The sequence below is a fragment of the Arthrobacter sp. MDT1-48-3 genome (assembly GCF_054511015.1).
Window position 1 is genome coordinate 83,137 of sequence record NZ_JBTNDL010000003.1, and the last position, 22,132, is coordinate 105,268.

At 69.7% G+C, this 22,132-nt stretch carries 21 protein-coding genes and 1 pseudogene; 11 read left to right on the forward strand and 11 right to left on the reverse strand.

What is annotated here, in order from left to right:
• Positions 1 to 31: 31 nt before the first annotated feature.
• On the reverse strand, positions 32 to 787 hold the full coding sequence (locus tag ACX80L_RS08050; protein WP_459288901.1) for a ZIP family metal transporter: 756 nt from the start codon (positions 785 to 787) through the stop codon (positions 32 to 34).
• Positions 788 to 947: 160 nt separating this feature from the next.
• Here ACX80L_RS08050 and ACX80L_RS08055 point away from each other — a divergent pair, with 160 nt between their 5' ends.
• From ACX80L_RS08055 to ACX80L_RS08075, 5 genes are all read left to right on the forward strand, one after another.
• Positions 948 to 1,616, forward strand: a complete 669-nt coding sequence (locus ACX80L_RS08055; protein ID WP_459288903.1) for a hypothetical protein — start codon at positions 948 to 950, stop codon at positions 1,614 to 1,616.
• A 126-nt stretch (positions 1,617 to 1,742) separates the two neighbouring features.
• A complete protein-coding gene (locus ACX80L_RS08060; RefSeq protein ID WP_459289333.1) occupies positions 1,743 to 3,005 on the forward strand; it encodes an endonuclease/exonuclease/phosphatase family protein in 1,263 nt (420 codons plus the stop codon).
• A gap of 256 nt (positions 3,006 to 3,261) precedes the next feature.
• Positions 3,262 to 3,501 carry a hypothetical protein gene (locus ACX80L_RS08065; RefSeq protein ID WP_208740432.1) on the forward strand — a complete coding sequence of 80 codons (240 nt, stop codon included), beginning with the start codon at positions 3,262 to 3,264 and terminating at the stop codon, positions 3,499 to 3,501.
• A 147-nt stretch (positions 3,502 to 3,648) separates the two neighbouring features.
• Positions 3,649 to 4,383, forward strand: coding sequence for a hypothetical protein (locus ACX80L_RS08070; RefSeq protein WP_133080114.1), 735 nt, complete (start codon positions 3,649 to 3,651; stop codon positions 4,381 to 4,383).
• Positions 4,380 to 5,099: a hypothetical protein gene (locus ACX80L_RS08075; protein WP_459288905.1), complete on the forward strand. Its 720-nt coding sequence runs from the start codon at positions 4,380 to 4,382 to the stop codon at positions 5,097 to 5,099. The genes ACX80L_RS08070 and ACX80L_RS08075 overlap by 4 nt, the downstream gene beginning before the upstream one ends.
• A gap of 276 nt (positions 5,100 to 5,375) precedes the next feature.
• On the opposite strand, the gene ACX80L_RS08080 is transcribed toward ACX80L_RS08075, so the two are convergent.
• The 5 genes from ACX80L_RS08080 to ACX80L_RS08100 all read right to left on the reverse strand — a co-directional run bounded on the left by ACX80L_RS08080 (position 5,376) and on the right by ACX80L_RS08100 (position 10,050).
• Entirely contained in the window at positions 5,376 to 5,654 is a 279-nt protein-coding gene (locus ACX80L_RS08080; RefSeq protein WP_459288907.1) for an HPr family phosphocarrier protein, read from the reverse strand.
• A gap of 53 nt (positions 5,655 to 5,707) precedes the next feature.
• A complete protein-coding gene (locus ACX80L_RS08085; protein ID WP_459288909.1) occupies positions 5,708 to 7,822 on the reverse strand; it encodes a PTS fructose transporter subunit IIABC in 2,115 nt (704 codons plus the stop codon).
• Entirely contained in the window at positions 7,822 to 8,844 is a 1,023-nt protein-coding gene (locus ACX80L_RS08090; protein ID WP_459288911.1) for a 1-phosphofructokinase family hexose kinase, read from the reverse strand. The genes ACX80L_RS08085 and ACX80L_RS08090 overlap by 1 nt, the downstream gene beginning before the upstream one ends.
• Positions 8,841 to 9,608 carry a DeoR/GlpR family DNA-binding transcription regulator gene (locus tag ACX80L_RS08095; RefSeq protein ID WP_459288913.1) on the reverse strand — a complete coding sequence of 256 codons (768 nt, stop codon included), beginning with the start codon at positions 9,606 to 9,608 and terminating at the stop codon, positions 8,841 to 8,843. Before ACX80L_RS08095 ends, ACX80L_RS08090 begins: the two co-directional genes overlap by 4 nt.
• 187 nt (positions 9,609 to 9,795) lie before the next feature.
• On the reverse strand, positions 9,796 to 10,050 hold the full coding sequence (locus ACX80L_RS08100; RefSeq protein ID WP_133080119.1) for a DUF6458 family protein: 255 nt from the start codon (positions 10,048 to 10,050) through the stop codon (positions 9,796 to 9,798).
• A 346-nt stretch (positions 10,051 to 10,396) separates the two neighbouring features.
• On the opposite strand from ACX80L_RS08100, the gene ACX80L_RS08105 reads away from it, so the two are divergent.
• Both ACX80L_RS08105 and ACX80L_RS08110 read left to right on the forward strand, forming a co-directional pair.
• On the forward strand, positions 10,397 to 10,666 hold the full coding sequence (locus ACX80L_RS08105; RefSeq protein ID WP_133080120.1) for a GlsB/YeaQ/YmgE family stress response membrane protein: 270 nt from the start codon (positions 10,397 to 10,399) through the stop codon (positions 10,664 to 10,666).
• Between the two features lie 202 nt (positions 10,667 to 10,868).
• On the forward strand, positions 10,869 to 11,654 hold the full coding sequence (locus ACX80L_RS08110; RefSeq protein ID WP_133080121.1) for a hypothetical protein: 786 nt from the start codon (positions 10,869 to 10,871) through the stop codon (positions 11,652 to 11,654).
• A 47-nt stretch (positions 11,655 to 11,701) separates the two neighbouring features.
• On the opposite strand, the gene ACX80L_RS08115 is transcribed toward ACX80L_RS08110, so the two are convergent.
• Positions 11,702 to 12,949 carry a DUF445 domain-containing protein gene (locus ACX80L_RS08115; RefSeq protein ID WP_244186326.1) on the reverse strand — a complete coding sequence of 416 codons (1,248 nt, stop codon included), beginning with the start codon at positions 12,947 to 12,949 and terminating at the stop codon, positions 11,702 to 11,704.
• Between the two features lie 129 nt (positions 12,950 to 13,078).
• Here ACX80L_RS08115 and ACX80L_RS08120 point away from each other — a divergent pair, with 129 nt between their 5' ends.
• Complete coding sequence (locus ACX80L_RS08120; protein ID WP_459288915.1) at positions 13,079 to 13,945, forward strand: glycerophosphodiester phosphodiesterase; 867 nt, start codon at positions 13,079 to 13,081, stop codon at positions 13,943 to 13,945.
• Between the two features lie 17 nt (positions 13,946 to 13,962).
• Complete coding sequence (locus tag ACX80L_RS08125) at positions 13,963 to 15,795, forward strand: glycoside hydrolase family 15 protein (RefSeq protein ID WP_459289336.1); 1,833 nt, start codon at positions 13,963 to 13,965, stop codon at positions 15,793 to 15,795.
• A 37-nt stretch (positions 15,796 to 15,832) separates the two neighbouring features.
• Here ACX80L_RS08125 and ACX80L_RS08130 read toward each other — a convergent pair whose 3' ends face one another.
• Positions 15,833 to 17,023 carry a zinc-dependent alcohol dehydrogenase gene (locus ACX80L_RS08130; protein WP_208739155.1) on the reverse strand — a complete coding sequence of 397 codons (1,191 nt, stop codon included), beginning with the start codon at positions 17,021 to 17,023 and terminating at the stop codon, positions 15,833 to 15,835.
• 98 nt (positions 17,024 to 17,121) lie between these two features.
• Between ACX80L_RS08130 and ACX80L_RS08135 the strand changes: the two genes are divergently transcribed.
• Together ACX80L_RS08135 and ACX80L_RS08140 are read left to right on the forward strand one after the other, a co-directional pair.
• Positions 17,122 to 17,901: an AzlC family ABC transporter permease gene (locus tag ACX80L_RS08135; RefSeq protein ID WP_459288918.1), complete on the forward strand. Its 780-nt coding sequence runs from the start codon at positions 17,122 to 17,124 to the stop codon at positions 17,899 to 17,901.
• Positions 17,898 to 18,209, forward strand: a complete 312-nt coding sequence (locus tag ACX80L_RS08140) for an AzlD domain-containing protein (protein ID WP_459288920.1) — start codon at positions 17,898 to 17,900, stop codon at positions 18,207 to 18,209. Before ACX80L_RS08135 ends, ACX80L_RS08140 begins: the two co-directional genes overlap by 4 nt.
• Positions 18,210 to 18,350: 141 nt before the next feature.
• On the opposite strand, the pseudogene ACX80L_RS08145 reads toward ACX80L_RS08140, so the two are convergent.
• The 3 genes and pseudogenes from ACX80L_RS08145 to pta all read right to left on the reverse strand — a co-directional run.
• Positions 18,351 to 18,596: pseudogene (locus ACX80L_RS08145) on the reverse strand (YnfA family protein); the annotation flags it as partial.
• A 247-nt stretch (positions 18,597 to 18,843) separates the two neighbouring features.
• On the reverse strand, positions 18,844 to 19,959 hold the full coding sequence (locus ACX80L_RS08150; protein ID WP_459288922.1) for an acetate/propionate family kinase: 1,116 nt from the start codon (positions 19,957 to 19,959) through the stop codon (positions 18,844 to 18,846).
• A gap of 82 nt (positions 19,960 to 20,041) precedes the next feature.
• The gene (gene pta / locus ACX80L_RS08155; RefSeq protein WP_459288924.1) at positions 20,042 to 22,123 is read right to left on the reverse strand and encodes a phosphate acetyltransferase; all 2,082 of its coding nucleotides are present in this window, start codon (positions 22,121 to 22,123) and stop codon (positions 20,042 to 20,044) included.
• Between the last annotated feature and the right edge of the window lie 9 nt (positions 22,124 to 22,132).

Below are 22,132 nucleotides of genomic sequence, written 5' to 3' on the forward strand. Positions count from 1 at the left end.
CCGGGAACGCATCCCGGGGTCCTTCCGTCGTCTATCCGGCGAGCTCGTGGACCACGAACGCCGTGAGGAAGCCGAGCGCTGCGATCAGTCCCGTGAGCATGTGCTGCCGCTCGAACGCCTCGGGGATCATGGTGTCGGCCACCATCGCGAGGATCGCCCCGGCGGCGATGGCCGTGATGAAGGCGACCGTCACGCCCGAGGCTCCCGCCAGCAGCGAGTACCCGGCGAGGGCCGAGAGGCCCGAGGCCAGCGCGATGCCGCCCCACAGCCCGAAGACATAGCGGGGACCGCGCCCCGCGTTCTTCATCCCGGCGGTGCTCGAGAGCCCCTCGGGGACGTTCGAGATGAAGATCGCGACCAGCACGGCGGGGTTCACGGCGCCGCCCGCCACGAGTCCGAGCCCGAGGACCACCGATTCCGGGATGCCGTCGAGCAGCGCCCCGAGCGCGATGGCGTTGCCGCTGCCGGCGTCCTCGCTCTCGGAGGGCTGCTGGCCGCCCGAACGCTTGCGGTGCTGGGCGCCCTGCCGGGCCAGGAGGGCATTCGCTCCGACGTACACCACTGATCCCACGAGGAAGCCGAGGGCCGTGGGTACCAACCCGCCCGTCTCCTGCGCCTCGCCGACGAGTTCGAAGGCGAGGGCCGAGATCAGCACTCCCGCGCCGAAGGCCATGACGAAGGACACGACCCGCGGCGGCACGTTCCACCGCCAGGCGATGGCCGACCCCACGAGCAGGGCCCCACCGGCGACAGCACCCCATGTGAAGGCCTGCAGCCACAGCGGCACAGGTGCCTCCTTCCGGTGCACACGGCACGACGACGAAAAACCTGGCCCAGCCTGACACAGGGCGCGGACCGGCGCACGGAAGGCCCGGACGGAAGAGGGCATTGACTCATCGGCGTCGCTCGTCTGCACTGGTAGGAGGAGCAACCCGACGACGGGTCAGGTGACCGGCGCGGGCCCGCTGCACGAGAGCAGGAGGAATCCCGTCAACGTCGCTGCCATCACCGGAAGCCTGGCCGCCTGCGCCGTCATGGCGGTCGCCGCCGCCCTGACCGGCTGGCGGATCGATGCGGCCTTCCGCCGCGACACGGGAGCGGACGACTCCTTCTGGACAGCCTTCGGTGGCATCGTCGTGATCGCGGGCAGCGGTGTCGCGGCGGGGACGATGAGCGGCGCTGGAGCCGTGCTGGCCGTGCTGACCGGTGTCGGCGCGTGCACTGCGGCTGCCGCCTGGGTCTGGCGCCGGCACGCGCAGCGGACCCGGACCGCACGGGAGTCGGCGCACTCGGCCGCCTGGGGCGAGTTGCGCCGGCGCCACGACGCGGTCGTCCGGCAGTGGGCCGACTACGACGTCGACCCCGCGAAGGCGATCCGGTACCCCGCGATGCACGATCCCGGACACCCCGCCGCGCGGCCTGTCGTCCGCGCCCTGCGAACGGCCCGCGACGAAGGGAGACCGGAGCCGGGGGGCCGGGGGAACGGCAGGGACCTGCAGCGCTACGCGGAAGCCGTGGCGCGGCTGGAGCACACCTTCGACGCCGCCGAACGGGAACTGGGTGCGCAGGGTGCACGACGCCCGGCACGCCACCGGGAGGCCGCAGGTCGGTTTTGAATCGTTACATCCGGGCCGGTCGCGGAGGGCACGGCGCCACTAGGCTTGAGTTCCAGAAGAAACCACCGGGGCTGCCGTCCGTCCGACGGCACGGCCCACCACCGAGGAAGGGGAGACGTGCGAGTCCTGTCGCGGTTCTCAGCAAGCCTGCTGGCCGTTTCCCTGCTCGTCACCGTCGCCCCTGCCGCCCTCGCGGGTCCTGCGGACGACACCCGGAGCGTGGTCCCGGACGCCGGCCAGGGTGCAGGGCAGAGCGTCCGCTTCGCCACCTACAACGCAAGCCTCAATCGTTCGACGCCCGGCGGGCTCGTCCGGGACCTGAGCACGCCCGGGGATGCCCAGGCGCGCGCCATCGCCGAGGTGGTGCAGACCAACCGGCCGGACGTGGTCCTCATCAACGAGTTCGACTACGTGCCGGGCAACAGGGCCGCCGACCTCTTCGACCGGAACTACCTCCGCGTGGGCCAGAACGGCAAGGCTGCCGTGGACTACCCCTACGTGTACACGGCGCCATCCAACACGGGCATACCCAGCGGCTACGACCTGAATGATGACGGTACGGTCGGCGGACCGGATGACGCCCTCGGCTTCGGGGCGTTCGAGGGCCAGTACGGCATGGTGATCTACTCGAAGTACCCCATCCAGACCGGGGCGGTGCGGACGTTCCAGGACTTCCTCTGGAAGGACATGCCCGGAGCCCTGCTCCCCGACAACCCGGCCACCGATGCCCCCGGCGACTGGTACTCCGCGGATGAACTCGCCGTCCTCCCCTTGTCCAGCAAGTCGCACTGGGACGTCCCGGTGAGCGTCGGCGGCAGGACGGTGCATGTGCTGGCCAGCCATCCGACGCCCCCTGTCTTCGACGGGGAGGAGGACCGCAACGGCCGGCGCAACAGCGACGAGATCCGGTTCTGGTCCGACTACGTGACGGCCGGCCCCGGAGCCGCCTACATCTACGACGACGACGGGGCTCCCGGCGGGCTCAAGCGCGGAGAACGCTTCGTCGTCCTGGGCGACCAGAACAGCGACCCGCTCGACGGTGACTCGCGGACCGGTTCGATCGACCAGCTCCTCGGGAACAAGCTGGTGCAGGACCCGCTCCCGTCCTCGGAGGGCGCCCTCGAGGCGGCGGCGCTCCAGGGCGGCGCCAACGCCGACCACCGCGGCGACCCCCGGTACGACACGGCGGACTTCGAGGACCGCAATGCCGGCAACATCCGGGCCGACTACGTCCTGCCGTCGCGGAACCTGCGGGTCTCGGCGTCGGGGGTGTTCTGGCCGCGGGCGGGCATGCCCGGCTCGGAGCTGACGGGGATCTTCCCCTTCCCCACGAGCGACCACCGGCTGGTCTACGCCGACGTCGTCGTGAGCGGCGCACGGCGGAGCTAGCACACGGTGGCGGCCGGACGCGTGCGACCCTTGTCCGGGCGCCGCGGCCGGGTGTACCGTCGATGGCATGAGGACACTTATTTTCCAGTAACCGAACCGGCTCCTGCCGAGTTCAGCGCCACTTGTCGATGACACCACTCCAAGGGCGCCCACTGGACCTGTCCGAACCATCAGCACATCCCGCGTACGCCGCTGCGTGCGCCGTGCCGTCCCGTTCCGACTGTTCCACGGGCGCAGGAACCCAGAAAGGAACACCATGACCAGCACGCCCCAGAACGATCGATCCCGAACGGACGAAGCACCGGCGGCCGGCACCGGCGGGACCGCCGGTGCCAAGGGCTCCTCCGGGAAGCTGCAGGACGACCCGCGTGCCCGCCTCGCGCTGGCGAGGAAGAACCACGCCGCGAATCCGACGGCGTCCTCCGGCGCGGGCCATGTGAAGGCGGCCCATGAGAGCAGCAAGCAGGGGAAGAAGGAGAAGAAGGTGCGCTGGTAGCCACCCCTGGTCCGCTGACCCGGCGGTGTCCGGGTCGTTAAAGTGGAGCTGGCTCCGAGTTCTGCGTATGGGGGAATCGCAGAAATCGGAGCCAGCGATCTCAGTATACTTCGACTCCAGACCGAAATGTCCAATCGAAAGGTGATGATGGCCGTCACAGCCAAGGCGTTCCAGCTGTGGCGTTCCCAGATCGCTCCGCACGACAACGTGTCGGACGTGTGCCGGGTCGCCGGCATCAAGCGCTCCACGCTCGCCCAGCAGCTCGTCCGGGGGAAGGTGTCGGTGACGACCGTCGTCGCGATCGCCCGCGGGTACGGGGTGCCGCCCGTACAGGCGCTGGCCGTTTTCGAGGGCTACGAGGACCTGCCCGGCGGCATCCGGCAGCCCACCGACGCCGAACTCGTCAGCCAGGTCAGCCACATCGACATCCTCCGACTGCTCATCGCGCGCAGCGAGGACAGGGGCTGCACGGCGACGGACCTCGAACTGAGCCTCGCACCGTTGCCGCACCGCAACTCAGTCCGCGCCTGGGTCGAGGCGGTGGATCCGGGTGACCTCCGCCAGCAGCTGGCGGCGAGCACCGGCGTCGCCCGCCAGAATCTCTCCGCCCAGCTCACCGCGGGCCGGCTCGCCCCCGAGATCGCCGTCCAGGCGGCGCGGATAGCGAACGTGTCGCTGGCGAGCGGTCTGGTGGTGACCGGGCTGCTCACACCCGAGGAGGGCGGCTGGCCCGAGGACGGCCGTGCCCGCGCGCTGTGCGCGATGCCCGACCTCGACCTGGTCTTCCTGGCACGCGACCGCCTCGACGTGCTGGGCAAGCAGATCCGGCGGGCAGAGCTCGACGACGGCAAGGACCGCGCGATGTGGGAGAACCTGGGATGACCGCGACCATCCAGTGGATCGCCCTCTGCATCTGCGCCCTGGGGGCCGCCGTCCGCGTCCCGGGAGTGCGGAACGGCCAGGGCCGGACCGTGTTCACGGCGCTCGTGCTGCTCACGGTCGCCGTCGGACTCTCGATCGTTCCCATCTACGAAGCCGTGGACGGCGTCCTGGGCGGGGTGAACATCGCGAACCTCCTGCTGCGGCTGACCCTCTACGCGGTCTTCGTGCTCCTCGGCGTCCGCACGGCGGCGGCGTTCGGATCGTCCCTCGCCCGGCGCCTGGTCGTGGGCCCGTTCGGGCTGGCGATCCTCGGCCTGACCGTCGCCGCCACCCTGTACTTCTTCGTCGCCAGTGAACTTCCGGGCACCTCCACGGGGCTGCACGCCTTCGGGGACCAGGACACGGTCCAGCAGTACGCGGCGGTGGGACGGCTCTATCCCGGCTACGTGGCGGGGTGCCTGGTCATCCCGGCGGTCGCATCGGTGGCGGACCGCCGAGCGCGGACCGCCCACCGGGTCGCCTGTGCGTTCCTGGCCTGCGGCTTCTCGCTGGTGGTGGTCTTCGTGCTGCTGAGGCTGACCCCGCTCGATCTGGGGGCCTGGGACGTCGTCCTGCCGTTCTCGGCGATCATGTCGAACGTCGTGGGACTGTTCCTCGTGTGGCTGAGCCATACCCTCAATCGACGGCGCAACCAGCGGGCGAACAAGCTCGCCTGAGGCGAGGGCACCCGACTTTCCGTGCTCACCGTGCAGGAAAGTCATCCGATTGTGTCCTTGCCCCATTCACGTTTTCATGATCGTGTGCAAAAATAATGATTATGTAACTGCCGCTGTCCGTGGGGGGTCAGCGGATCGTTATCCGGCAGGTAGGTGCGTCCATTAGAACGGGTGGACCCACCTACCGGTCGGGCAAGCTGGGGACGCCGGAAGGGCACCATCCGCCATGTATCGACGGCGGATGGTGCCCTTCGTGGTCGTGCGTCCTGCTTCGTCCTACTCGGCGTCGTGGTCCGTCTCGATGATCCGGGCCAGGCTCTCGAGTGCGTCATCGGCGCCGTCGCCCTCGGCACGCAGCACGATCACGTCGCCGTGCGATGCGCCGAGGCTCATGAGCGAGAGGATGCTGGAGGCGTCCATCGCCTCCTCGGCCGGCTCACCGTCCATGGCGATGGTGACCTCGAGCGGGAGTTCGCCCGCGGCCTCCGCGAAGATGGAGGCCGGGCGGGCGTGCAATCCCACGCGACTCGCCACGGTTGCCTTGCGTTCTGCCATGATGTGCTCCTTTTTCGTGGATGGGTTCCCCGTACAGCCAACCGGACCCGGGGTCAGGCCGCAACCGGCTCGGCGACGGCGGCGTTCTTCTTGCTCGAGGCGTAGCGCTTGAGGGCGATCACGGCGAGGGCCGAGACGACCGTGCCGACGAGGACGGCGAGGATGAACATCACGACGTTCCCGATGGCGAAGAAGACGAAGATGCCGCCGTGCGGGGCCTGCGAGGTGACTCCGGTGCCCATCACGATCGCCCCGGTGACGGCCGATCCGAGCAGGGACGCGGGGATGACACGCAGCGGGTCCGCCGCAGCGAACGGGATGGCGCCCTCCGAGATGAACGCGGCGCCCAGCAGCCAGGCAGCCTTGCCGTTCTCGCGTTCCGCGAGGGTGAAGCGACGGCGGTCGATGATCGTGGCGAGCGCCATGGCCAGGGGTGGCACCATGCCGGCCGCCATCACCGCGGCCATGATCTGCCACGGTGCCTGGTTGTCGATGGAGCCGGCGCTCAGGCCGGCGACCGCGAAGGAGTAGGCCACCTTGTTGACGGGACCGCCGAGGTCCACGGCCATCATGAGCCCGAGGATGACGCCGAGGCCGACCGCCGCGGTCCCGGTGAGGCCGGAGAGCCAGTTGTTCAGGCCTACCGTGATCGCAGCGATGGGTCCGCCGAGCACGAGGAACATCAGGCCCGAGGCCACGATCGACGCCAGGAGCGGGATGATGACCACGGGCATGAGGCTCCGCAGCCAGCGGGGCACGGAGAGGCGCCCGATTATCAGGGCGACGTAGCCGGCGAGCAGGCCGCCGACGATACCGCCGAGGAAACCCGCATCCATGAAACCGGCGACGGCACCGGCGACGAACCCGGGCGCGATGCCGGGACGGTCGGCGAGGGCGTAGGCGATGTAACCGGCGAGGGCGGGCACCAGGAACCCGAGGGACAGCTGTCCGATCTTGAACGCCACCGCACCGAGGTATTCGGCGAGCCCGCCGGCCGGGAGGTTCGCGAGGCTGTTCTCGAGGACCACGGCGTCGGCCGTCTCGGTGATGAGGTAACCGCCGAGCAGGAAGCCCAGGGCGATCAGCAGGCCGCCGCCGGCGACGAAGGGGATCATGTAGCTGACGCCGGTGAGCAGTGCGCGCTTGAGGGTGCTGCCGATGCTGTCCCGGCCGCCCTCGTCGTCGGTCCGGTCGTCACCGCCGGCGGTGCCGGCGACCCTGCGGGCGTTCGGATTCCCGGCGGCCGCCAGGGCTTCCTCGACCATCTCGCCCGGTTCGTCGATGCCCCGCTTGACGGGTGCACTGATGACCGGGAGGCCGGCGAACCGCTGCTTGTCCCGGACATCGACGTCGACGGCGAAGATGACGGCGTCGGCCGCCGCGATGACCGACGGATCCAGGGGGGTGGCGCCCGAGGAGCCCTGCGTCTCGACCTGGAGGTCGATGCCACGCTCCTTGGCTGCGGCGACGAGGGAGTCGGCGGCCATGTAGGTGTGCGCGATCCCCGTGGGGCAGGCGGTCACCGCGACCAGCCGGCGGACCTTGGTGTCGGTCGAGCGGCCGGCGTCGACGGCGGGACCGGTGGCGTCCACCCCGGCAGGCGTGGTGCCCAGGGTGGCTGCCGCCTCGTTCGTGCGGGCACTGTCCCCGGCCGACGGTCCGCCGGGACCGGCGGCGCCTGCCGCATGGGCGCCGGCACCGACGGTCGCCGCGTCCCCGATGCCGAGGGCTCCGTTGACCAGCGCGACGACGTCGGCGGGCGTCTCTGCGGCACGGAGGGAGGCGGTGAAGTCCTTCTTGATGAGCGAGCGTGCCAGCTTGGACAGGAGTTTGAGGTGCTCCTGGTCCGCGCCGTCCGGCGCGGCGATGAAGAAGACGAGGTCCGCGGGGCCGTCCTTGGCCCCGAAGTCCACCGCCGGCGCCAGGCGCGCCATGGCGAGCGTCGCCTCCGAGACCGCCGTGGAACGGCAGTGCGGGATGGCGATGCCGCCCGGGACCCCGGTGGAGGTCTTCTCCTCCCGAGCGAGGGCGTCGGCGTACAGACCGTCCACTTCCGTGGACCGCCCCTGTGCGGCGACCTGCTCCGCGAGATACCGGATCACCGAGGAGCGTTGTGTCCCCAGGTCCTTGTCCAGAGTCACAAGCTCCGGCGTGATGAGTTCGGACATCAGAATTCCTCCTGTGCTGTCGGTCCAGCGTTGGATCCGACGGCGCTTGGTTCGATCACGGGCAGCGTGACCATGAGTGGAGTGACCGCGACTGCGGCCGGCGTTGTCTGGTCGAGCGATGGAACGGTGGAGCCCGGTAGGGATGCGGCCGCCGATCCGTGGGCAACGGCCTGGCGCAGGCAGTTCTCCGGGAGTTCGCCTGCGCTGTGCGCCAGCAGGTAACCGGCCAGGGCGGAATCTCCCGCGCCGACCGTGGAACGCGCCGTGACCGGCGGGTGCACGGCGTGCCAGGCCCCCGCGTTCGTCACGAGCAGGGCACCCTTGGAGCCAAGGGTCGCCAGTACCGCTCCCACCCCCGCGGTGATGAGCACCGCGCAGGCCTTCGCGGCCAATTCATGGTCCAGCTCCAGCTGGTCGCCCGTGCCGATGCCCGTCAGCTCGCTGAGCTCCTCGGCGTTGGGTTTGAGCAGGTCCGGCGCCGGTACCCCGGCGGCGGCCTCGATCAGGGGTTCGCCCGACGAGTCGATCGCGACCCGGGGCGCCGACGGTCCGTACGCCTCCCGGACGGCGGCGGTGATCCGCGTGTAGAAGGTCGGCGGTACGCCCGGCGGCAGGGAGCCGGCGAGGACCAGCCAGTCGGCTCCGCTGCTCTCGGTCACGACCACCGCGAGCAGTTCCTCGATCTGTGCGGCAGAGAGCTCGGGGCCGGGCTCGTTGATCTTCGTCGTCGTACCATCGGGTTCGGTGATCGCCGTGTTGGTGCGGAGACCCGCGCCGATCGGCAGATTGCGGAAGGGGACGGAGACGCCGCGCAGGCCCGCCAGGACCGCGTCGTCGTCGTCGCCCGGAAGGACGGCCAGCGTGCTGACGCCGGACATGGCCAGGGCGCGGCTGACGTTCACACCCTTGCCGCCTGCCTCCTGCACCACGTGGGTGGCGCGTTGGACGGCTCCGCGGGTCAGGGGCGCGCCGAGTTCCACGGTGCGGTCGATGCTGGGATTCGCGGTGAGGGTCAGGATCACGCGACGATCACCTCCACATCGGAATCGGCGAGTGCATCCGCCAGGGTTCCCCGGGGTGCGCGGTCGGTGATGAGTGCATCGATATCCTCCAGGTAGGCGAAGCTGATGAGGGATTCCTCGCTGAACTTCGACGAGTCGGCCAGGAGCACCACGCGGCGTGCCGAGCGCACGATCGAGGTCTTCACCGCCGCTTCGTCGACGTCGGGCGTGCTGAGGCCGAAGCCGGCCGTGATGCCGTTCGCCCCGATGAAGGCGACGTCGGACCGCAGGCGGGCGAAGTGCGCGACCGTGCTGCTCCCCACGGCTGCGCTGGTCAGGGCTCGTACGCGTCCGCCGACGAGTTCGACGCTCAGGCCCGCGTTGGAGACGAGTGCGGCGATCGGGACGGAATGGGTGACGACCGCCAGTCCGGGCCGCGCCTCGTCGACGAGCAGTTCTGCCAGGGCACCGGTGGTGCTGCCGGCGTCGAGCACGACGGCTCCCGTCGCGGGAGCCATGGCGAGCGCGGCCTCGGCGATTCGCTTCTTCTCGGGGGAGTGCTGCGCGGCCCGGCTCGACAGGCTCGATTCATTGGTGGTCGCCCCGCTGCCGGCGATGGCCCCTCCATGGACCCGGCGCAGGACGCCGTCGTTCTCGAGGAGGGCGAGGTCCCTGCGGACCGTCTCCTTGGTGATGCCGAAGCGTGAGGAGAGGCTGGCAACCGTGACGCGGCCGTCTGCGGAGACGAGTTTGCTGATCTGACGATAGCGCTCTTCCGCGAACATGAGGACCTCGTTGTCTCCGGCCGAGGCCAGGGCCTCGAGATGTGGTTTGATCTTTGTTTGAGTGACTATATCTTTGCTTTGCTCACCGGGTCAAGACCTTTTCGGTGGTAACCAAACGGGAACACAGATGAAGAAGGGCCGGACGTGAACGTCCGGCCCTTCTGTCCCTGGTGGTGCCGACAGGCTGTCAGAGCCCGGTGTCGCGGGACTCCCTGCGCGTGATGGTCTCGCCGGTGTTCGGATCCACGACGGACCGCGACTCCGAGACGCGCGCCTGCCGGCGCGGAGCGGCCAGGACGAGCGAGGCGATGAGCCCGATCACGCCGACCGCCATCAGGATGTAGCCGACGAGTGCCAGGTCCACGACGCTGACCTGCACGCGGATGGCGAAAGCAAGAATTGCACCCAGTGCAATAAGAAAAATAGATGAACCGATTCGCATTAGAAAAACTCCTCCGGTATGTCTTTGTTGGCAGTTTCGAGAGAATTCCCCAGCGGTTTCACTGACTCTGCCGCTTACTCCCGAGGCGGCCCGCTTGCGCCCATCATACGGTCGATCCACCGCAAAACCGGGTCCGCCGCCCCGGTCGGACGTCCCGTCGGGTCTCGCAACGGTTCGGGAAAGATTCATCCGAAAGCCTTGATAAGCAGGATTAGCGTGGTGCTAGGATTGCACCCTAAGCATGCTGATGAAGTACAGTTGGAAAAAGTTGCACCCCGGTGCATCGGAACATTGGCCAGTCGCCCCGTCCCCGGACGGACGGCTGAAATCACTCAAGGAGCATCTTATGAGTTTCATCGGTTTTCTTATCCTCGGCCTCATCGCAGGCGCCCTTGCCAAGCTGATCATGCCCGGCAAGCAGGGCGGCGGCATCATCATCACCCTGATCCTCGGCGTGATCGGTGCCTTCCTCGGCGGCTGGATCGGCGGCAGCCTCCTCGGAGTGGACCTCGGCGGCACGTTCTCGCTGATGTCCATCCTCTTCGCCGTCATCGGCGCCCTGATCGTGCTCGTCATCTACGGCCTCGTCACGGGACGCCGCGGCTCGCGCGTCTAGCAGGCAGCATCAGCTGGACCCTGGGGGAACAGCTGCCGAAGGGCGTCACCGCGCAGCGGTGGCGCCCTTCGCCTGTCCGAGCCTGACCGGCCTGTCGGTCAGGTGCTTCCGGGCGGGTGACGCCAGGAGCAGAAAGTGCACCGACAGTGCCACGCGCCCATCTACACTCGATTCGCATCCACCCAGCCGCGGAAGGACCATCATGTTTGGCCGGAACAAGGAGAACCCAGCCGTCAAGGCTGCCAACGGAACGCTGTTCGACAAGGACGGCAACCCGAAGCCTGCGATCCTGCGCGGGATCGAACGCGCCCTGGACGTCCAGCGGCCGCTGATCCTCTCCAACCTCGACCGGCTCCGCCGTCGCAACCCGGAGGCGTCTCCCGCGGAACTGGCCCGCCTGCTCGAGCGCGACTACCTGCGGGCGACGACGGCCGCGGGCGCTGCTGTGGGAGCGACGGCGGCGGTTCCCGCGGTCGGGACCCTGGCCTCCCTCGGACTCTCGGCGGCCGCGACCGTCGGCTTCCTCGAGGCCACAGCACTCTATGCCGAGTCCATCGCGGAACTGCACGGGGTCAAGACCGACGATCCTGAGCGTTCGCGCGCCATGGTCATGGCGATCCTGATGGGCGAGGAGGGCACGGCGCTGATGCGCTCCATCCTCGGTGCGTCCGCGGGACAGGGTGCCCCCCAGTACTGGGGGCAGCTGGTCAACAAATCCGCACCGTCGTCGCTCGTCAAGACGGTCACCGGGTCCATCAGGCGGCGCTTCCTCAAGAAGTTCCTCGCCAAGCAGGGCGGATTCATGCTCGGACGAGCCCTGCCCTTCGGCGCGGGGGCCGTGATCGGCGGGACCGGCAACCACCTCATGGGGAAGGCCGTCATCCGCACCACCCGCGAGGCCTTCGGTCCGCTGCCGCAGACCATCCCGGGCGAGCTGGCCGACGTGCTGCAGTTGCCCCCGCAGGGAAGCGACCAGAAGCAGGCCTGATCGCGGCGTCCGGTACCGGTGCGCCCGGGTAGGGTGCGGGGCCGGGCCTACCCGAAGATTGCGTGGGCGATGGTGAAGATGAGCAGGCCCGCCAGCGAACCGACCACCGTACCGTTGATGCGGATGAACTGCAGGTCCTTCCCGACCTGCAGTTCGATCTTCCGTGACGTCTCCTCCGCGTCCCAGCGCCCCACCGTCTCCGAGATGACGCCCGCGATCTCGCTGCGGTAGGTGCGCACGGCGTACGAGGCGCCGTCCGCGATCCAGCGATTCACCTTCCCTGCCAGCTCGGCGTCGTTCGCCAGGCGCGAGCCGAAGTCGCGGACCGCCGCCTTGAAGTTGGACGTCAGCTCGCTGTCCGGGTCGTTCACGGCCTCGAGGAGCGCGTTCTTGATGGTGGCCCAGGTGCGGGCCGTCAGGTCGCGGACACGGGGGTCGTCGAGCAGCTGTCCCTTGATCTCCTCGGCCTTCGCGATGGTCTCGGGTTTGTGCTGCAGATCCTGTGCGAGGTCCCGGAGGTACTTGTCGATCGCGAGGCGGACATCGTGCTGCTGGTCGTCCTGCACCGCCCGGATGAACTTCGACAGTTCCGCGTGCACGCGGTCCCCGACGACGCCGTCGACCAGGCGCGGCACCCAGGTCGGCGAACGCTGCGCGACCACCCGCGTGACCACGGCGTAGTTCGCGTCCACCCAGTCGCCGGCGCGGTCCACGAGCAGGTCCACGAGGCGGTGGTGGTGCCCCTCGGCGAAGATGCGTTCCGCGATGCTCCCGATGGGCGGCCCCCACGGTGGCTCGAGCAGATGCCTGCGGACCATGGACTCGATCACGCCCTGGACGGCGTCGTCGTTCAGGACGGTGAACATCCCCCGGATGAGGGCCGCGCCCTCGACGGCCACGCGGTCGGCGCTCTCGGGCTTCTCCAGCCAGGCGCCGGCTTTCTGGGCGATCCGGGCTGAATCGAGCTTGGCACGCACCACGTCCTCGGACAGGAAGTTCTCCTCGACGAACTGGCCGAGCGATTCGCCGATCTGGTCCTTCTTCCGCGGGATGATCGCGGTATGGGGGATTTTCAGCCCCATCGGATGCTTGAACAGGGCCGTGACGGCGAACCAGTCGGCCAGGGCGCCCACCATTCCACCCTCGGCCGCCGCCCGCACGTACTGCAGCCAGGGATAGGCGTCCTGCAGGGCGAAAGCCACCACGAAGATGACGGCCATGACCGCCAGCAACCCGGTCGCCAGGAGCTTCATGCGTCGGAGGGCGGCCGCCCGCTCCGTATCGGTGCCGGTCATCTGAGCATTCACGCTCCCGAGTCTATCGAGGCCGTCCCGGCGGGCACCGCGGTGCCGCATCCGTGGTGCACCGATCCGGTGGTCACGTACCGTGTTAGGGACACCACCGACGACTCGAAGGGACGGTCCGTGCCTCCTGTGATCTTCGCCCACCGCGGCAGTAGCGGCACCTACGCGGAGCACACACGCGCCGCCTACCTGCAGGCCCTCGCGGACGGCGCGGACGGCGTGGAGTGCGACGTGCACCTGAGCCGGGACGGACAACTGGTGTGCATCCACGACACGACACTGGATCGCACCACGAGCGGCTCGGGCGACGTCGCCGACCTGACCCTCGAGGAACTGCGCCGGCTCGATGCCTTCTCCTGGAAGGGGGCGAGCGTCCCTGCGGAGTTCGGCGGCGAGACCGACCAGTTCCTCTCCTTCGCGGACCTGCTGCTCCTGCTCCGCCGTGCGGGCCGCCCGATCCGGCTCGCCGTCGAGCTGAAGCATCCGAGTCCGTTCGGACTGCGGCTGGAGGAGGCCCTGATCGCGTTCCTCATGGACGAGGGCTGGGACCCGGAATCCTCGATGCTCGGCAGCATCGAGGTCAGCTTCATGAGCTTCAACCCCGACTCCATGCGGCAGCTGGCGGAGTCGGTGCCTCACCACCTGCTGTGCCAGCTCGTCTCCGACATCCGGCCGAAGGAGGTCCGCGAGGCGCTGCGTTTCGGTTCGATCGCCGAGGGGGCCCTGATCAACCTGCTGCACAGGGCGCTGAAGGAGGGCGAGGCGCTGATCGACCACCAGGAGGTCGGGATGGCGGGCCCGGGCATGAAATACATCCGGGCCCACACGGAGCGGGTGCGCCGCTGGATCCAGGAGGGCGTGATCGTGAGGGCATGGACGGTCAACAAGATCGAGGATGCCCTCTTTCTCGCCGAGCTGGGCGTGCAGGAGATGACCACCGACTACCCGGCGCGGATACGCTCCGCCTTCCGGAGCGACAACGAGTAACCACCCACCCCGGGACGCTGTGGTTGAGTGGGGGGATGCAATCACCGATCGAGGATTACGCACTCGTCTCCGACCTCCATACCGGTGCGCTCATCTCCCGCAACGGCAGCGTGGACTGGCTCTGCCTGCCCCGGTTCGACTCCGAATCGGTGTTCGCCGCGATGCTCGGCACCCCGGAGCACGGCCGCTGGCTCGTGGCACCCTCGTCCGCCGGGGCGGAGGTGGTGGAGCGCAGCTACATCTCCTCGACCTTCGTCCTCCAGACCCACTGGAGGACCCCCGAGGGTGAGGTGCTGGTCACCGATTTCATGCCGGTCACGGACCGCCGGGCCAACGTCGTGCGACGGGTCCAGGGCCTCCGCGGGACGGTGACGGTCCGCCAGGAACTGGAGATCCGCTTCGGCTACGGCGATATCGTCCCGTGGGTCAGCCAGGGGACGGACGACGGCGTCCCGGTGCTCCTGGCCATCGCCGGGCCCGACGCGCTGCTGCTGCGGGGACCCCGGCTCCGGGCCTCGGACCATCGCCACGAGGGCACGTTCGACGTGGCCGAGGGCGACGTCGTCGACCTCGAACTCGTCTGGTACCCCTCCCACCGCGAGAAGCCGCCCGCCCGCGATGTGGACGACGCCCTCGACAGCACCATCAGCTACTGGCGTGCGTGGGGGGCGAGCTACGTGAACGACGGCGAGTACGCCGACGCCGTGCAGCGCTCGCTCCTCGTACTGCGCGCGCTCACGCACGAGGACACCGGCGGCATCGTCGCCGCTCCGACGACGTCGCTGCCCGAGCAGTTCGGCGGCTCCCGCAACTGGGACTACCGCTTCTGCTGGCTCCGCGATGCGGCGCTCACGCTCGAGGCCATGATGACGCACGGCTACGCGGAGGAGGCCCTGGGCTGGCGCAACTGGCTGCTGAGGGCCGTGGCGGGGGACCCCGAGGACCTGCAGATCATGTACGGGCTGGCCGGTGAACGGTACCTGCCGGAACGCGAACTCGACCACCTGCCGGGCTACGCCGACTCGGCTCCCGTGCGCGTGGGGAACGGCGCGGTGAAGCAGTACCAGGCCGACGTGGTCGGCGAGGTCATGGTGGCGCTGGAGAAACTGCGCGGGCACGGCACCACGGAGGACAGCTTCTCGTGGCCGTTGCAGCGTGCACTCCTGGGCTTCGCCGAGAAGCACCTCCACGACCGCGACCACGGCATCTGGGAGATGCGCGGCGATCAGCAGTACTTTACGCATTCACGCGTGATGATGTGGGCGGCGTTCGACTGCGCCGTGCGCGCCGTGCGCGACCACGGGCTGAGCGGGCCGCAGGACCGGTGGACGGAGATCCGCGACGGACTGCGCGCGGAGATCATGGAGCGGGGCTTCCGTGCCGACCTGAACTCCTTCACGCAGGTGTACGGGGGCACGGAGGTGGACGCCTCGCTGCTGCAGTTGCCGCAGGTGGGGTTCGTCGAGTTCGACGATCCGGCCATGCTCGGCACCGTGGCGCGCATCGAGCAGGACCTGCTGAACGGGCAGGGCCTGCTGCTGCGCTACCGGACGCACAACTCCGACGACGGCCTCGAACCGGGCGAGCACCCGTTCCTCGCCTGCTCCTTCTGGCTCGTCGAGCAGTACGCGCACAGCGGCCGCCTGGGCGAGGCGAAGCGGCTCATGGACCAGCTGGTCGGCTACTCGAACGAGCTCGGCCTGCTGTCCGAGGAGTACGACGCCGAGTCGGGCCGCATGGCCGGCAACTTCCCGCAGGCGTTCTCGCACCTCGCCCTCGTACGGGCGGCCGACGCCCTGCAGATGGCCGGCGGCGAGGCCGGGTCCCACGAGTCGATGGCCCGGGAGTAGCCCGGACCATCGACCGCGAATCGTCGTCGTCCTGGGATCAGGCCGTGACGCCCTGCGGCTTCAGGACCACCTTGATGGTGCCGTCGGTCTTCTTCTGGAAGTTCCGATAGGCCTCCGGTGCCTCGTCGATCGAGACCTGGTGCGTCATCAGGTCGGTGACGCCCAGCGGATCCGAGGGCTCCTCGACGATCGGCAGGAGCTCGTCCGTCCAACGGCGCACGTTGCACTGGCCCATCCGGAATTGGAGCTGCTTGTCGAACATGTTGAGCATCGGCATGGGGGTGGCGGCGCCGCCGTAGACGCCGCTGAGGGAGATGGTCCCGCCCCGGCGGACGGCGTCGATCGCCGAGTGGAGGACGGTCACGCGGTCGCTGCCGCCGGTCTCCATGACCTTCTGCGCGAGCTTGTCGGGCAGGATGCCGACCGCGTTCTGGGCGAAGGCACCGACGGGCGAGCCGTGGGCCTCCATGCCGACGGCGTCGACGACGGCGTCCGGGCCGCGGCCGTTCGTCATGCTGCGCAGCTCCTCCGCGGTGTTCTTCGTGAAGTCGATGGTCTCGATACCGTGGCGCTTGGCCATGTCGCGGCGCTCTGCGACGGGTTCGACGGCGATGACACGGTGGCCGAGGTACTTGCCGATACGGGCCGCGAACTGGCCGACCGGCCCGAGGCCGTAGACCGCGAGGACGCCGTCCTTCGGCACATCGGCGTACTGCACGCCCTGCCAGGCCGTCGGCAGGATGTCCGAGAGATAGAGGTAGCGCTCGTCGGGCAGCTCCGAGCCCACCTTGACCGGGCCGTAGTCGGCGAAGGGCACCCGGAGGTACTCCGCCTGCCCGCCGGGCACCGAGCCGTAGAGCTCCGAGAAGCCGAACAGGGCGGCGCCGGATCCTGCCGAGTGGACCTGGGTCGTCTCGCACTGCGACTGCAGGCCGCGCTTGCACATGAAGCAGTAGCCGCAGGAGATGTTGAACGGCACCACCACGCGGTCACCGACCTTGAGGTTGGTCACGCCCGCGCCGACCTCCTCGACGATGCCCATGGGCTCGTGCCCGAGGACGTCCCCCTTGTGCATGTACGGGCCGAGGACCTCGTAGAGGTGGAGGTCCGAGCCGCAGATCGCCGTCGAGGTGATCCTGATGATCGCGTCGGTGGGCTCCTGGATCGTGGGGTCGGGTACGTTCTCCACGCTGACGTTGCGCTTGCCCTGCCATGTCACTGCCTTCATGTGGCGCTCCTCCGGTTAGTAAGTAGGCTTTCCTTTCCTACTATTCACCCCTTCGACACGAATGGGAAGCCGGGCAGCACCTCGCCTAGCCTTGACGCGTGGTGCTCTTCCAATCTCCCGCGGTGCGCGTCGCCCTGTCCGTGGCCATCGCGACCGGGCTCTACGGGCTGTCGTTCGGCGCGTTGTCCGTGGCTGCCGGCCTCGACCTCCTGCAGACCATGGCGCTGAGCCTGCTGCTGTTCAGCGGCGGCTCCCAGTTCGCCTTCATCGGCGTGATCGCCGGTGGGGGGAGCGGGATCTCGGCGATGTCCGCGGCGGCCCTGCTCGGGATCCGCAACGGGGTGTACGGGATGCAGGTCAACGTGCTGCTGCGTCCCTCGCGCTGGCGGAAACTGGCGGCGGCGCACGTCACCATCGACGAGTCGGTGGCCACGGCAACGGGCCAGACCGACCCGGCCGAGCAGCGCCGCGGCTTCTGGGCGGCGGGCATCGGCGTCTTCGTGCTGTGGAACCTGTTCACGCTCGGAGGTGCGCTCGCAGGCAATGCCATGGGTGATCCTGCCCGGTGGGGGCTCGACGGCGCGGCGGTTGCCGCGTTCCTCGGCCTGCTCTGGCCCCGGATCCGGGCCCGTGAGCCGGCGGCGATCGCCGTCGTCTGTGCGGTGGTGACGCTCCTCGCCGTCCCGTTCGTCCCACCCGGCGTACCGATCCTGATCGCCGCGGTCATGGCTGCGGTCCTGGGACTCGCGGGTCTCGGACCGGCGACCGAGGGCCTGGAGCCCGACGTCGAGCCCTACCCCTCCGGGTCGGACGGCGACGCGCCGGGCCCGGGGCCCCACCCGGCGAAGCACCGCGGTGGCCGCGGAGCCGGCGCATGAGCCTCTGGGGGTGGATCCTGCTCGCCTGCGCGATCTCGATCACCACGAAGTTCGTCGGGTTCCTCGTGCCGGCGAAGCTGCTCGACAACCCGCGGATGCTGCGGGTCGCCGGGTCGCTGACGATCGGCCTGCTCGCCGCCCTGACGGCCGTGAACACCTTCGCATCGGGACAGGTGCTCGTGGTCGATGCGCGGATCGCGGCGCTGGCCGCCGCGGCGCTCGCGCTCTGGCTGCGCGCGCCGTTCCTCGTGGTGGTGGCTGTCGGGGCCCTCGCCGCCGGGCTCGCACGGCTGCTGGGGGCGGCGTAGGGCCCGGACCGCCGACCCGGTCGTCGTCCGCCCACTGAAGAGCTCCGTTCAGTGGGCATGATCGAACATGCCCACTGATCGAACCGGATCAGTGGGAGCGACGCGGCAGCGGGCGGCCTCGTCGTCCGCCCGATGCCCGGATCAGGCGGTCGTGCGCGGCGCGAACATGATCAGCGCGACACCGACCAGGCAGACCGCCGAACCGAGGAGGTCCCAGCGGTCGGGCCGGAATCCGTCGACGAGCACGCCCCACGCCAGTGATCCCGCCACGAAGACGCCGCCGTAGGCCGCGAGGATCCGCCCGAAGTTCGGGTCCGGCTGCAGCGTCGCCACGAACCCGTACGCGCCGAGCGCCATGACCCCGAGGCCCGCCCACCACAGCGGCCTGCACGAACAGGAGGGTCATGCGCAGGATCGTCATGGTCCCAGTGTGCCGGAGCCCCGTTGCAGGCGCCCGTCGGCAGGATGCACCCGACGACGACGGGCGGACGTCCGACGACGGGTCAGCGGCAGGAGGGGAACGCTAGGACCCGCTGACGACGGGCGGACGTCCGACGACGGGTCAGCGGAGGGGAACGCTAGGAGCCGCTGACGACGGGTGGATGTCCGGCGGGTCAGCGGCAGGAGGGGAACGCTAGGACCCGCTGACGACGGCGGCTGTCGCCTCCGCGATCGCCGCCTCCTCGTCCGTCGGCACCACGAGGACGGGGAAGGCCGACGACGCCGTGCTGATGACGCGGGCCTCCCTGCTGCGCTTTTCGTTCCTGGCCTCGTCGAGCTCGAGGCCGAGGGCGCCGAGCTTGGAGACGACGGCGCTGCGGAAGGCTCCGGCGTTCTCGCCGATGCCCGCCGTGAAGACGAGTGCCTGGGCGCCGCCGACCGCCACGTGGTAGCCGCCGACGTACTTCGCGAGGCGGTAAGAGGCCACCTCGATCGCGAGCTGCGCCCGATGCTCGCCCGCGTCCGCGGCGTCCGCCACCGACCGCATGTCGTTGGTGCCCGCCAGCCCCTTCAGGCCGCTGTTGCGGTTTAGAAGGGTGTCGAGATCCTGCTCGGTGTACCCCTCCCGCAGGAGGAACAGCAGGATGGACGGGTCGATGTCGCCGGAACGTGTCCCCATCACCAGTCCCTCGAGGGGCGTGAAGCCCATGGACGTGTCGATGCTCTCGCCGTCGCGCACGGCCGTGACGGAGGCGCCGTTCCCGAGGTGGGCGATCACGCCGGTGAAGGCGTCCGTGCCGAGGAGTTCCGCCGCGCCACGCGCAACGTACGCGTGCGAGGTCCCGTGGAAGCCGTAGCGGCGGATGCCGAACCGCCGGTACAGCTCGTCGGGGACGGCGTAGCGCCAGGCGTGCTCGGGCAGGGTGCGGTGGAACGCCGTGTCGAAGACGGCCACCTGCGGCATGTCCGGCCACTTCTCGGTGATGGCGCGGATGCCGGTGACGGCTGCGGGATTGTGCAGGGGGGCCAGCGGGTTGAGGCGCTCGATGGCGCGCGTGATCTCGTTGTCGATGAGCACCGGCTCACTGAAGCGCTCGCCGCCGTGCACCACGCGGTGTCCGACGGCGTCGATCCCGCGATCGCCGAGCGCTGCCGCCACCTCGCCGTCCACGCGGTCGAGCGCGGCCGCGTGGTCGGGTACCTCGGCCTCGCCGATGCGCTCCACGAGGCCTTCCGCGAGGACGTCGTCGCCCTCGCGCACTTGGTACTTGAGCGAGGACGAGCCGGAATTGATGACGAGGATGATCATGGGGTCCTGTCTGGGAGGCGGGAGGCGGGAGGCGGGAGGCGGGAGGCGGGAGGCGGGAGGCGGGAAGCCGGGAGGCGGGGGATCAGGGGGCTGCGGGCTGCTGGGCCTGCACGGCGGTGATGGCGACCGTGTTCACGATGTCCTCCACGGTGCAGCCGCGGGAGAGGTCGTTGACGGGTTTGCGCAGGCCCTGGAGCACGGGCCCGACGGCGACGGCGCCCGCGGACTGCTGCACGGCCTTGTAGGTGTTGTTGCCGGTATTGAGGTCAGGGAAGATGAAGACCGTCGCCTGCCCGGCGACGGTGGATCCGGGCAGTTTCGAAGCGGCGACGGAGGCGTCCACGGCGGCGTCGTACTGGATGGGGCCCTCCACGGCCAGGTCGGGCCGCTGCTGCCGCACGAGTTCCGTGGCGCGCCGCACCTCGTCCACGGCGCCGCCGCTGCCGGACTCGCCCGTCGAGTAGGAGAGCATCGCGACGCGGGGCTCGACCCCGAACTGGGCCGCCGTCTCAGCCGAGGCGACCGCGATGTCCGCGAGCTGCTCCTCGTTGGGGTCCGGGTTGACCGCGCAGTCGCCGTACACGAGCACGCGGTCCTGCAGCAGCATGAGGAACACGGAGGAGACGATCTTCACGCCGTCCTTCGTCTTCACGAATTCGAGGGCCGGCCGGATGGTGTTCGCCGTGGTGTGCCCGGCGCCGGACACCATGCCGTCCACCCTCCCCAGCTGGACCATCATCGTCCCGAAGTATGCCCCTTCGAGCATGCGTTCGCGGGCCTGGTCGACGGAGACGTTCTTGTGGGCGCGGAGCCGGGCGTACTCGGTGGCGAATTCCTCGCGCAGCGCTGAGGTGGAAGGGTCGACCAGCGTGAGGCCGGTCAGGTCGATGCCCTGGCCCGATGCCAGTTCGCGGATGCGGGCCTCCGGGCCGAGGATCGTGAGGTCGCAGACGTCCCGGCGCCGGAGGATCTCGGCGGCCTTGAGCACCCGCACGTCCTCGCCCTCGGGGAGCACGATGTGTCTCCGCTCGGACCGGGCGCGCTGAATGAGCTCGTGCAGGAAGCGCAGCGGCGTCATGCTGACGGGCCGGGGGAGTTCGAGCCGCTCCAGCAGTTCGCTCTCGTCCACCTGCCGCGCCCAGGCGCCGAGCGCGGCAGCCGCCTTGCGGCGCAGTCCGCTGGCGATCTCGCCACGGACCTCGCTGACGCGCCGCGCGGCGGTGTAGGTGTCGTCGTCGAGCGCGAAGACGGGGAACGGTGCCTGCGCGAGGAGGGCGAGGATGTTGGGATCAGGCGCGAGCCCGCCTGTCAGGAACAGCGCGGAGGGCACCGGGAACTCGGGGGAGAACGATGACGCCAGGGTGGCCACGAGCACGTCCGCGCGGTCGCCGGGCACGATCACGAGGGCACCGTCCCGGAGGAGGTGCAGGAAGTTTCCGACGTTCATGGCGGCCACCCTAATGCTCGTGACGTCACGCTCGAGGTTCGAGTTGCCGGCGATCTGCCGGGCGCCCAGCTCCGCGGCGACCTCGGAGACCGTGGGCTGGGAGATCTCGGCGAGCTCCGGGATGACGTAGACGGGGCGGCCCGAGCGGCCGGGGCGCACCTGCTCGCTGATGGCGGTGACGGCGTCGTCGGCGGCGCGGTTGACCATCATCGCGAGGAGCGACACCTTGGCCGCGTCGAGTTCGCGGCGGGCGACGTCGACGGCGTCGGCCGCCTCCTCGACGGACATGCCCTTGGCGCTGACGACGGCGAGCACCATGGCCCCGAGGTTGTTGGCCAGGCGCGCGTTGAGGTCGAACTCGACGGCCGCGTCGTTGCCGGAGAGGTCCGTGCCCTCGACGATCACGACGTCGCACTCCGCGGCGATCTCGCTGTAGATGGCGACGCAGCGGGCATCGATCTCGGCGCGGTCTCCCGTGACCAGCAGGGCGCGGGCCTCCGCCCGGGTGAGGCCGCCGCGGGCACGGCTGTCCGGGAGGTCGAAGGCCCTCTGCATGAGCCGCACCATCGGATCCGCGGCGGGGTCGCCGCCCTCCACGATGGGCCGGAAGAACCCGACGCGGTCGGCGTGCCGGTGCAGCATGTCGGCCAGGCCCAGGGAGATCAGGGACTTGCCGGAGCCGTTGGTCATGGCGCTCACATATATTCCGCGGGTCATGGGCCCAGT